Here is an 11,475-nt window from a genome sequence, read left to right as displayed (position 1 = left end):
TAAATCGGGATAAGAAGCCCCGCAGACACTTTCTTTCAACAAAAAATTGAGACTGCCCAAACTTTTTGGACAGCCTCTTTTTATCATGTATAAGTTAGCTTATTTGTTATCTTCCAACCAGCCCATTTCCTTCATCCACTCATCATTGTAGATTTTTCCTACATATCTTGAGCCATGGTCATGAAGTAAAACTACAATTACATCATCTTTCGTGAACTGATCTTTCATCTGAATCAAAGATGCAATAGCACTTCCGGCAGAATATCCACAGAAAATACCTTCTTCTTTAGCCAGTTTTCTGGCGTAGATGGCACCGTCTTTATCCGTTACTTTTTCAAAATGATCAATCACAGACATATCATAGTTTTCAGGAATGATATCTTCCCCGATTCCTTCTGTGATATAAGTGTAAGCGTGATCATAATGAAGTTCACCTGTTTCGTGGAATTCCTTCAGAATAGAACCATAAGTGTCCACTCCAATTACTTTAATATCCGGATTTTTTTCTTTAAAGAATGTTCCACATCCTGTAATTGTACCTCCTGTTCCGGCTCCTACCACAAAATGAGTCAGTTTTCCCTCAGTCTGTTCCCAGATTTCCGGAGCGGTAGATTCATAGTGAGCAGCTCTGTTGGACAAGTTATCATATTGGTTTACATACCATCCGTTTTCCGTTTCTTTAGCCAGTCTTTTGGAAACTGAATAATAAGAACGTGGATCGGTAGGCTTTACATCAGTAGGACAAACAATTACTTCAGCACCTACAGCACGAAGAATATCACATTTTTCTTTTGACTGTTTAGAATTGGTTACAAAGATACATTTGTACCCTTTGATGATGGCAGCCAGTGCCAATCCCATTCCTGTATTTCCGGAAGTACCTTCGATAATGGTTCCTCCAGGTTTTAATCTGCCGTCTTTTTCGGCATCTTCTATCATTTTAAGAGCCATTCTGTCCTTTACTGAGTTTCCAGGATTGAAGGTCTCTACTTTTGCCAATACTAATGCCGGAAAATCTTCACCTAATACTTTGTTAAGCTTTACCAGCGGTGTGTTACCTATCGTTTCAAGGATATTTTTTGCGTATTTCATAAATGTTCTATAAGCAGCGCAAAGATAAGGCTTTTAAAATTATCTGCGCTGTGGATAACATGTGGATAAGTTGTGGAAAACACTGAAATCAGCTGATATGCAATCAATAATTTTCAATTATCAATTATCAATTATCAATTATCCGTTGTGCAATTCATTAACAAAGTCTATTTCAATCGAAATATCATTAACTTAAAAGCCAGTATTTAGTCTTCGGTATTTTATTATAAGACTGTCCGAAACAGATACCCCAACCGAATTTATCCCTATCTCATCACGCACGTACAGGAAACAGTAATAGGCATAATGTCTGGTAAATTTACCGAACATTGAAGGATTCTTAAACCTAATCTGTATTTTTAGAAGTTTTAGGTATGCTTTAGAACAAAACCTACTAGGTATCTATACAATTAATAGATACATTTATCATATTCACAATGCTGAATATCCTACAATAAAACACAAATAACAACTTGAAAAATAACTGATGATGAAAATAGATAGTAAAAAATAAGAGTCCCCCATACCATTCAAAATTCTTATGTTTTCCCGAACAGGCGCTGAAAACATCCATACTTCCAGATTTTTTTTCAATTACATATTGGTAATACAATACAGTATGCTTTGGTGATATATGTGGCTTATTGTATGATATGAAATACGGATTAACAATCTCTATCTACAGATTATTTATCACACTAACCCATAAATTAATAAAATTATATGAAGAAAATTTATCTCTGTGCATTTACATTATGCACTCTTCTGGTTGTTTCTGGCCAGGAGATTCAGTGGCAGCGTGATATTAAATCCTCTACCCAGGATTTTCTAAGCCAGGTGACCACAACCATTGATCAGCAATATCTGATAACGGGAAGTTCTATACAGTCAGGAAGCGGGAAGCTGGAGGCTGGAAGTAAGCAGAACAACGGTTACGATTTTCATTTGATTAAACTTGATCAGCAAGGGAATGAGACTTGGGGAAAATACTTCTCGGGATCAAATCATGACTATCTATCAGCAACCTTTACCACGCAGGACGGTGGATTTCTATTAGCCGGAACATCCTATTCAGGAAAAGGACTTGATAAAAAAGAAGATTCCAAAGGTGGGTCAGACATCTGGCTGATCAGAATCAATGAATTTGGTGATGAATTGTGGCAGAAAACTTTAGGAAGTTCCTCAGATGAAGAAGCAAGGGCTGTCATTCAGACTACGGATTTAGGATTCTTTGTTGCAGGGAATATTCAAAATTCTTCAAAAGGTTATGGCTCTAAAGATGTTTTAATCACAAAATTAGACAAAGACGGAAAAGAACTCTCACAACTGATTTTAGGCGGAAAAGGTCTGGATGAAGTAGAGAAGATGATTCCAACGAGGGATGGAGGAGCGTTATTGGGAATTTATTCCAGGAGTTCCGAGGTTCGTGTTTCGGGATCTGAAAAGGGTTCCGGGATGCGAGATGCGGGTTCTGTGTCAAACGTTCAAAACTCAAATCCCGTATCCCGTACCTCGAAACAAACCGAAAACTTCGGTGAAGGAGACTATTGGATCGTCAAGTTAGACAAAAACGGAAAACTAGAATGGGAAAAGAACTTCGGAGGAAAAGATGATGATCATTTGAGAACCTTAGCCCTTACCTCATCAGGTTACATTATTGGTGGAGAATCCAGATCAGAAAGATCAGGAAACAAAACGGTAGGCAGTGAAGAAGGAACAGACCTTTGGGTTATTGCATTAGATCAAAATGGGAATGAGCAGTTCCAAAAATCCTACAGCTTTGGAAACAGGGATATTCTGATGGGGATGAGCGTTATTCATTCTGCGGATGATAACTTCTCCAAAGGAATTTTATTAGGAGGATACACTCAGGCAGAAGGGAGCCCTTCGGCTACGCTCAGGGTGGAGACAGATGATGAAACTTTTTGGATGCTGTATCTGGATCAGAATGGAAATGAACAGTGGAGAAAACACGTAAAAGGTGAGTCCAGTAAAAGAGAAGAAAGACTTTCCGATTTAAAACTGAACAGAGACGGCTCCATTGTTCTGGCCGGAACCAGTGCAGAAGAGCTTGGAAAAGAAAACTGGAAGATTGTTAAGCTGGGAGACAAACAGATTGATCAGTTAATTGAAAAATATGATATCAAGATCTATCCGAATCCTGTATCTGACTATGCTTATGTAGAAATAGGATTCAACGACTTCAAAGAAGCAGATATTCTGTTGTATGACATGAGCGGAAGACAGCTTCAGAGCATAAAAACAAAGAACAGAGTAACTAAGATCAATACGCAGGCTTTGGTACAGGGTGCTTATCTGGTGACTATGAAAACGGATACTAATAAAATGGCGAATGCAAAATTGATTAAGAAATAACACACTAAAATAATGAAGAAAATAATAATATTAATATTTAGTCAGGCTATTATATTAGCTCAGGCCCAATCACAGGTAAACTCAAAATCCATTATGCAAAATGCTGTGAACAATACGGCCGTACAATCCCCAAATGCAGCAGCATTATTTAGATATTCGGAAATACCAGTCTCATTATATACTGGAGTTCCAGATATTAGTATTCCAATTTATACAATTAAAGAAGGAGATATTGAAGTCCCAATTTCTATTTCTTATCATGCAGGAGGAATAAAAGTAAATGATGAAGCTTCTTCAGTTGGTTTAGGCTGGAATTTAAATGCAGGAGGAAGAGTCTCACAAGTAATAGCGGGATATAATGATTTTAATATGTATGGATATTATAACATCTATCCAAAAAATGCATCTGGTTATGTAGGATCAATACAAGGTTGCCCTACACCTTCATGGAACAATAGCACCGCTGTTAGTACTTTTTATACTAATGATTTTTTTGACAGTAACTCTAACATGGGTATTTATTTAGGAATGGATTTTCAACCAGATCTTTTTATGATTAACCTTCCCAATAAGTCTCATAAAGCATATTTGGATATGGCAAAAACTACCAAAACTGCCTACCCAAAGTTTGCAATTGCAGAACAATCTAATATTAATTTTAAATTAATTCCAGTAGGAACAATACCAACTTACGTACCCGGAAGTTATGGGAACTACGATTTTGAAGTAATTGATGAGAAAGGAATACTTTATAATTTTGATGGGGCAAAGGAAGTCAGTATTCCTTTAATGGGTACCTATGGGGCTATAACAGGTATATCTAAGTACCTTACCAAAATTCAAGATCCTGCAGGAAGAAAGGTAAATTTTTATTACTCTCCTATTTTACATAGTGATCGACTCTCAGGGTGTAGAAATACAAGGGGAGCCATTCATTATTCTTCTAATTTTCCAGGTACAATTTCAGAAATAAAAGAGAATGGGCTTACTCATTGCAGTAAGCAATCGATCGATGAAAATTTCATAGAAAAAATTGAATTTACTAATGGAAAAGTTGAATTTTATTGGACTGAAAGAGAAGATGTTAATAATTCAAGGAAATTATCATCAATTAAAGTCTATAATAATTATAAATTAATTAAACAGTATGATTTTAACTACGATTACTTTATTGCGACGGATAATCTTAATACTAGTTCATTAGTAACTTGGTTGAATGCAAATCCATTATCAAATTGGTCGGGTGCCACAAGTAAAATTTTTTCACATCGACTAAAATTACTCAGTGTTACTGAATCTGTAACCAACGAAAAATATAAATTTTATTATAATTCGACTTATAATTTACCTAACAAATTAAGTTTTTCAAGTGATTTTTGGGGATATTATAATGGCCAAAATAATAGTGATACTTTTATTCCAGATCCAAATAAATATTTAAAAGGGCAATCTATTTTTAATATAACTTCATTTAATAACGATCAGACGGGGTATTGGTATAACGAAACAAATGCACCTCCAGGATCAAATACATTTGATAGTAGTCAGACTTATGTAAACTTTTCTTCTGATGGTAAGCATTACTTATCAGATAGACGGGCATCATTGGCATCATTAGCAGGGATTTTAACAAGTATTTGTTATCCTACAGGAGGTAAAACAGAGTTTGAATACGAACCTAATACATTTTCTAATTTCCCTTTACAGTCATTATTAGATAATACCAATACAGCTATTCCACTTGATTATAGTTTCGGAGGTGGTGTAAGAATAAAAAGTATAAAATCAACAGAAAAAGTAGGATCTAATCCGATAATTAAAAATTATATCTATGATGAAATTTCTAATGATGGAACCAAAATTATTTCAAACGGAAATGTAGCTGAATTACCAAGGTTTTATGAAATAGAAAATAGATGTTATAGAAAACATGATGTATTAGTGGCTACTATGGGACAAGTACAAGATGTGTTTACTGAATTTTATTCTGCTCCTGCATGTAGTTTTTGGAATGAGATTTTTAAATTATCTGTCTATGAAGGATCATCATCTCAGGGTATGTCTACGCTTCCTCAAGGTAATCATGTAGGATATTCAAAGGTAATAGAACAAATTACCGGAAAAGGTAAAACAGAAACTTATTTTACTAATTTTTATAATCAAACTTGCCTTAGTATGAAAGCAAGAGGAAGCTATCAGTCTATTGGGAATGGTGATATTATTAAACAACGTTATTTTAATGAGACTAATGGACTAATCAAAGAATTAATATATAGTTATAAATTCAATTATACGGATAATTTAAATACATATTTTATACCTGGGGCGATCTTGGAACCTGTAACTTCATTTATTTCAAAACCATTAGTATCGATTTACGGGAACAATACCATGTATAATGGAGATGCACGTATTCAAGAACCTATTCCTGGATTGATTCATAATTATAGTATAAATCTGTGGAAGTCTTTATTGGAGTCCACAACTACGAAAGAGTATTATCCAGCAGGATCAAACAATTTTGTGGAAACAAAAACTTTAACAACATATAATAATAAATATCAACCTAATATTCAGAAAACCATATATCCTGATTTGTCTTTTAATGAAACTACCTATAATTATGCTCAGGAAAAAGGGAATCAGTTGCTATTGAGTAAAAATATGGTTGATATCCCTTTAGAAACTATTGTGAGACAGACCAGCAATGGAATAACGAAAACATTATTGAAAACAGAAACTGGTTATCCAACTTCATTACCTGATCCACAAACCGACAATTTTATATTACCTAAATCAGTAAAATCATATGATTTTTCAAATAATAGCTCTACTAATAATTCTTTTATAGAAGTAACTTTAGACAAATATGATACAAAGGGGAATCTTATTCAATATACTACTAAGGAAGGATCTCCTGTATCTATTATCTGGGGCTACAATTCATCATTGCCTATAGCAAAAATTGAAGGTGCACAATATAATGATATTGCTATGTATGTTAATGATATTATTGCAACATCTGATTATGATGCACTGAATCCTGCTAAAGAAGAAGCTTTATTAAGTGCAGAAGACAATTTAAGAAAAAATGTTAATCTAATTAATTATCAAATTACGACTTATACATATGATCCTCTAATTGGCGTAACAAGTGTTACACCGTCTTCAGGAATTAGAGAATATTATAAATATGATACAACCAACAGATTAGAGAAAATTGTAGATGCTAATAATAAAATAGTTAAAGAATTTAAATACCGATATGGGACAACAAATTCCATAATTTATTCCAATACAGTACAAAGTAAGACATTTACAAGAACGAACTGTGGAGGAAATTTCACTGGTAGTTCTTATATATATACAGTTCCAGCGGGATCATATTCATCCGATGTAAGCCAATTAGCTGCAGATCAGAAGGCCTTAGATGATATTAATACTAATGGTCAGAATATAGCGAACCAAAATGGCACCTGTACTCCTGTAGTATCTTGTAGCTTTATGTTCTCTTCTATTATGGGTACGCTACAGTTTAGTTACAATTCTACTACAATATTAAATTCGACAGTTAATTTTAATATTTCTTTTTCAGCTTATGGGATCTGGCAAAATTGGGCAAATGGAGTAAATATCGGTAAAGTTGGATCTGCTTGCGCACCATCTGCTAATCGTATAATAAATTTCAATGAATCTAATCGTTCATGGAAGATATTTATTGATACTCAAGGAAATTGTACTGCAACATTAATATCTGGAAATGTTGATGGGTCTTCTGGAACTCCGCTAAACTTTATATTTCAATATCAAAAATAACAAATCATGAAAAAAATATTAATCCCCATAGGAACCATTTTGCTGTCAGGCATTGTACATGCGCAGCTGAGTTCCACAGAAAATTATATCCAAACCAAAACATATCTTGATTATAACGGAACTACAGCTACAAAATCATCCGAAACAGTTCAGTATTTTGACGGACTGGGAAGACCCAAACAAATTGTGAATGTAAAAGCATCACCACTGGGAAGAGATGTTGTAACATACATTGAATATGATGCTTTTGGAAGACAAACCAGAGATTATCTTCCTGTCCCACAAACCGGAACCCTGAATGGAGGAATTGCTGCAACTCCACTCAGCAATGCTACCCAGCCTGATATCTATGGTGCTGAAAAGATCTACTCTGAAAAGATTCTGGAAAACTCACCTTTGGACCGAATTTTAGCACAAAAACAGGTAGGAAATGCATGGAACACTAAACCTGTACAATTTGGATATGATACTAATATAAATGGAGAAGTTAGAAAGTATACAGCCACTTTCAATTACACTACTTTTGTCTCCACCCTTATAGTTTCAGGCTCTTATACAGCAGGACAGCTCTATAAAAATACAGTTACTGATGAAGACGGAAACATAACCATTGAGTTCAAAAACGGACAGGGACAGGTTCTACTGATAAGAAAAGTAATCAGTACCTCAGAAAATGCAGATACCTATTATGTTTACAATGATTATAACCAATTGGCGTATGTGATTCCTCCTAAAGCTTCTGCAGCAACAGATCCCAATACTGTACTTAATGATTTGTGCTATCAGTATAAATATGATGGAAGAAATAGATTGGTAGAAAAGAAACTTCCAGGCAAAGGTTGGGAATATATGATCTATGACAAACAGGACAGACCAGTAGGAGCTCAGGATGCAGAATTAAGAGCAAAAGGGCAATGGTTGTACACGCAGTATGATCAGTTTGGAAGAGTTGTTATTACAGGGCTCGCTACGGGAGGCAACCGCAGTACAGAGCAAACATTAGCTGATGGGTCGAATAATATGACCCGAACTAGTTCGGTGATTTTTAACAGACAGGGAATGGATGTTTTTTACGACCCTGGTGTTACTTACCCCCATGCTTCTAAATGGGTCACTTTATTATCATTAAATTATTATGATTCCTATCCTGCTTACAGTTTCAATCCTGCATTTCCTTCAACTATTCAGGGTGAATCTGTGCTTGCTGCTACTCCTACCGCTGATGGAAGAAGTACCAAAAGCCTTCCGGTAATGAACTTTGTGAAAAATATTGAAGATAACAACTGGACAAAGAATTATAGTTATTATGATCTTAAAGGAAGAATTACAGGAACTTATTCTATTAATCATTTGGGAGGATATACCAAAACAGAATCCAAACTGGATTTTGCTGGGGTTACAAAGCAAACGATAACCAAACACAAAAGACTTAATACCGATACTGAAAAGGTCATTACTGAAACTTTTGAATATGATCACCAAAACAGACTGCTGGTGCATAAACATCAGGTTGACAGCGGACCAACAGAAGTTCTGACTCAGAATACGTATAACGAACTTTCTCAGATTTCTAATAAGAAAGTAGGGGGAACGGATATTAACAATCCATTACAATCTATAGATTATAAGTACAATATCAGAGGATGGCTTACCAGGATCAACGATCCGGCTAATTTAGCAGGGAAATTATTTGGGTATGAAATAAAATACAATAATTCCATTTACAACACTTTAGCACCCGCAAAATATAATGGAAATATAGCTGAGATAGATTGGAGAAACGCTTCAGAAGGTGCATTGAAAAGATATTCTTATGTTTATGATCCTCTTAACAGATTAAAGGATGCTATTTATACAGAACCTGGATCTACCAATCCATATAACAGCAATTTCAATGAAAATCTGACTTATGATTTGAATGGAAATATCATGACACTTAAAAGGAATGCTTACCCGATATCCGGAACAACGGCAACCCTTGTGGATGATCTGGAATATAAATATACAGGAAAAGGAAACCGTCTGAACCAGGTGATAGAACATTCTACCAACAATAGCGGATACGAAGGCGGAAGCAATATCATAGATTATGATCTTAACGGAAATATGGTCAATATGAAAGATAAAGGCATTCAATCTATTACTTATAATCATTTGAACCTGCCGGCATCAATTGGTATTCAATTCGTAAATTCAGTAGGGAATATAAGTACAACAAATATCAATCATCTCTATCGGGCTGATGGCACAAAGCTCCGAAAAACATTTAACCAGCAGACTTATATGGGGCTTCCTACAAGTCGTATGACGGACTATCTGGATGGCTTCCAATATTCCTATGAAAATAATGGAGAAATATGCATGACCTGCAGAACAGAAACAGCTTATGAGCCTCAGGCTTATTCAAGACTAGCAAGACCTGTCATAACCAGACCTGCATGGAAGCTGGATTTTGTACCTACTTCAGAGGGATTTTACAGTTTCACAGAAAACCGTTATATTTATCAGTATAAAGATCATTTAGGAAATGTGAGGGTAAGTTTTGCAAAAAATAATGCTGGTGTAGTTCAGGGAATGGATACCAATAATTACTATCCGTTTGGGCTCAACCATATTGGAGGATCAAATTACTCAAATTTTGGAAGTTATTATAATTATAAGTACAACGGGAAAGAGCTGCAGGAGACGGGGATGTATGATTATGGTGCGAGGTTTTATATGCCAGATATTGGCAGATGGGGTGTAGTAGATCCGCTGGCGGAGAAAGCGCCGGGATGGACACCTTATCGATACGGCTTTAATAATCCAATAAAATATACCGATCCGAAAGGGCTTTTTGAAACTAAGTTTGGAGCTTGGTGGCATCGCATGTGGAATGGCGGTGGAGATAGTAAGATTAAATATGATAATCGAAGAAAAGAATATTATTATAATCGAGGAGATGAATCCAAAGGAAATGAAGTTAATTTTACTGCGGTATATAGCAATTCCAAGCGTTCTGCAGGAACACCTGTTTTTCAAGTTGAAGGCAAAGCTACTTTAGGAGTTCAAGCTGGCTTTAGAACTCCTTTTGGAACTGCTGAAGCAGGCATTATGACGGGAGATATTGGAAAGGTTGGATGGTCTAGTAGAGAAAAAAGTAATAATGGTTTTTATGCTAAGTATGGAGATGGAAAAGGACATAACTACGGAGGAATAGGAGTAGGTATTGATGCTGCAAAAATATCAATCGGAGGAAAAGCGGACTATGTGACAAATGATTGGATACCTACAGCTGGAAATTTACTCGATTACTATCCAAATAATGGGAGTTGGGATTTGGAAGGTAATATAGGTCCCAAAGTAAATTTAGGAGGAGTTCCAAATGAAAGTTTATCCCCAATTATAGATTCAAAGATAAAGCAGAGACTTCGAGGAGGAACAACGGAAGCCTGTTCCGCTTGTCTTGACATAACAGGTGCTATGAAGTTGATATTGGGTGTTGAAGGTAGGATTAGAGTTGGTTTTACAGGGCAAAATGATTAATTAGAATTTCTATTATTATGATTAATTATTCTGCAATTATAAAAGACTCTTCACCATATTTTTTTTATAGGATTGATGGTAGTGTATTGTTTGAAGTGAATAGAAAGTATTCTTTTCCAGGATATATATTTACAATTAAAACTCCCCAAAGGTCTGATCTATTTAGATTTGAAATCAGAAGGATTTTATCAACAAAAATTAAAATTTTATGGCAAGATTTTGAGAAGACTGTTTCTTTGGAAAAAGAAAAAAATAAATACAAATTATTGGTAGACGGTAATGTTATTTATCTAAATGAAAAATTTAAAATATTGGGTAAGTATGAAGCGTCAATAATTGTTAATGAAAAAGAAATAGGCTTTATTAGAGAAGATAATATCTTTCCATATAAGAAATATATAATCACTTTCAATATTGAAGATAATATCAATTTCTATTGTTTGATTTTATTTACAATTATTTCCACCCATTTTGCCGATGGAGTTTAAAAACAATCACCCAAATGGCAAAGTATCCTGACTTTTAGCCAATAGTAAAAGCAATTTTTTAACAATATGCTCCAAAGTCGGGAGACTTCGGAGAGCAGGGGATGACAGCTGGACAAAGAACTATACGTATTATGACAGGAAAGCAAGAGCTATTGGAAGTCACTCCATCAATCATCTG

General features: G+C 35.0%; 5 protein-coding genes. 4 read left to right on the top strand and 1 reads right to left on the bottom strand.

Going from position 1 to position 11,475, the window contains the following annotated elements; all coding sequences use genetic code 11:
• Positions 1-99: 99 nt before the first annotated feature.
• On the bottom strand, positions 100-1,092 hold the full coding sequence (locus NK356_RS11560; RefSeq protein ID WP_034695150.1) for a PLP-dependent cysteine synthase family protein: 993 nt from the start codon (positions 1,090-1,092) through the stop codon (positions 100-102).
• Between the two features lie 723 nt (positions 1,093-1,815).
• Here NK356_RS11560 and NK356_RS11555 point away from each other — a divergent pair.
• The 4 genes from NK356_RS11555 to NK356_RS11540 are packed head-to-tail and all read left to right on the top strand — an operon-like array spanning position 1,816 to position 11,297.
• Positions 1,816-3,468: a T9SS type A sorting domain-containing protein gene (locus NK356_RS11555; protein ID WP_253317025.1), complete on the top strand. Its 1,653-nt coding sequence runs from the start codon at positions 1,816-1,818 to the stop codon at positions 3,466-3,468.
• A 12-nt stretch (positions 3,469-3,480) separates the two neighbouring features.
• Positions 3,481-7,284 (top strand): DUF5977 domain-containing protein, encoded by a 3,804-nt coding sequence (locus NK356_RS11550; RefSeq protein WP_253317024.1) that lies wholly within the window; start codon positions 3,481-3,483, stop codon positions 7,282-7,284.
• Between the two features lie 6 nt (positions 7,285-7,290).
• Positions 7,291-10,809: a DUF6443 domain-containing protein gene (locus NK356_RS11545; RefSeq protein WP_253317023.1), complete on the top strand. Its 3,519-nt coding sequence runs from the start codon at positions 7,291-7,293 to the stop codon at positions 10,807-10,809.
• 17 nt (positions 10,810-10,826) lie between these two features.
• A complete protein-coding gene (locus NK356_RS11540; protein ID WP_253317022.1) occupies positions 10,827-11,297 on the top strand; it encodes a hypothetical protein in 471 nt (156 codons plus the stop codon).
• Positions 11,298-11,475: the final 178 nt, after the last annotated feature.

Source organism: Chryseobacterium sp. S0630, from assembly GCF_024158915.1.
Lineage (GTDB): Bacteria > Bacteroidota > Bacteroidia > Flavobacteriales > Weeksellaceae > Chryseobacterium.
The sequence above is the reverse complement of the archived record's forward strand: the minus strand, read 5'-3'. Positions and strand labels throughout refer to the sequence as shown.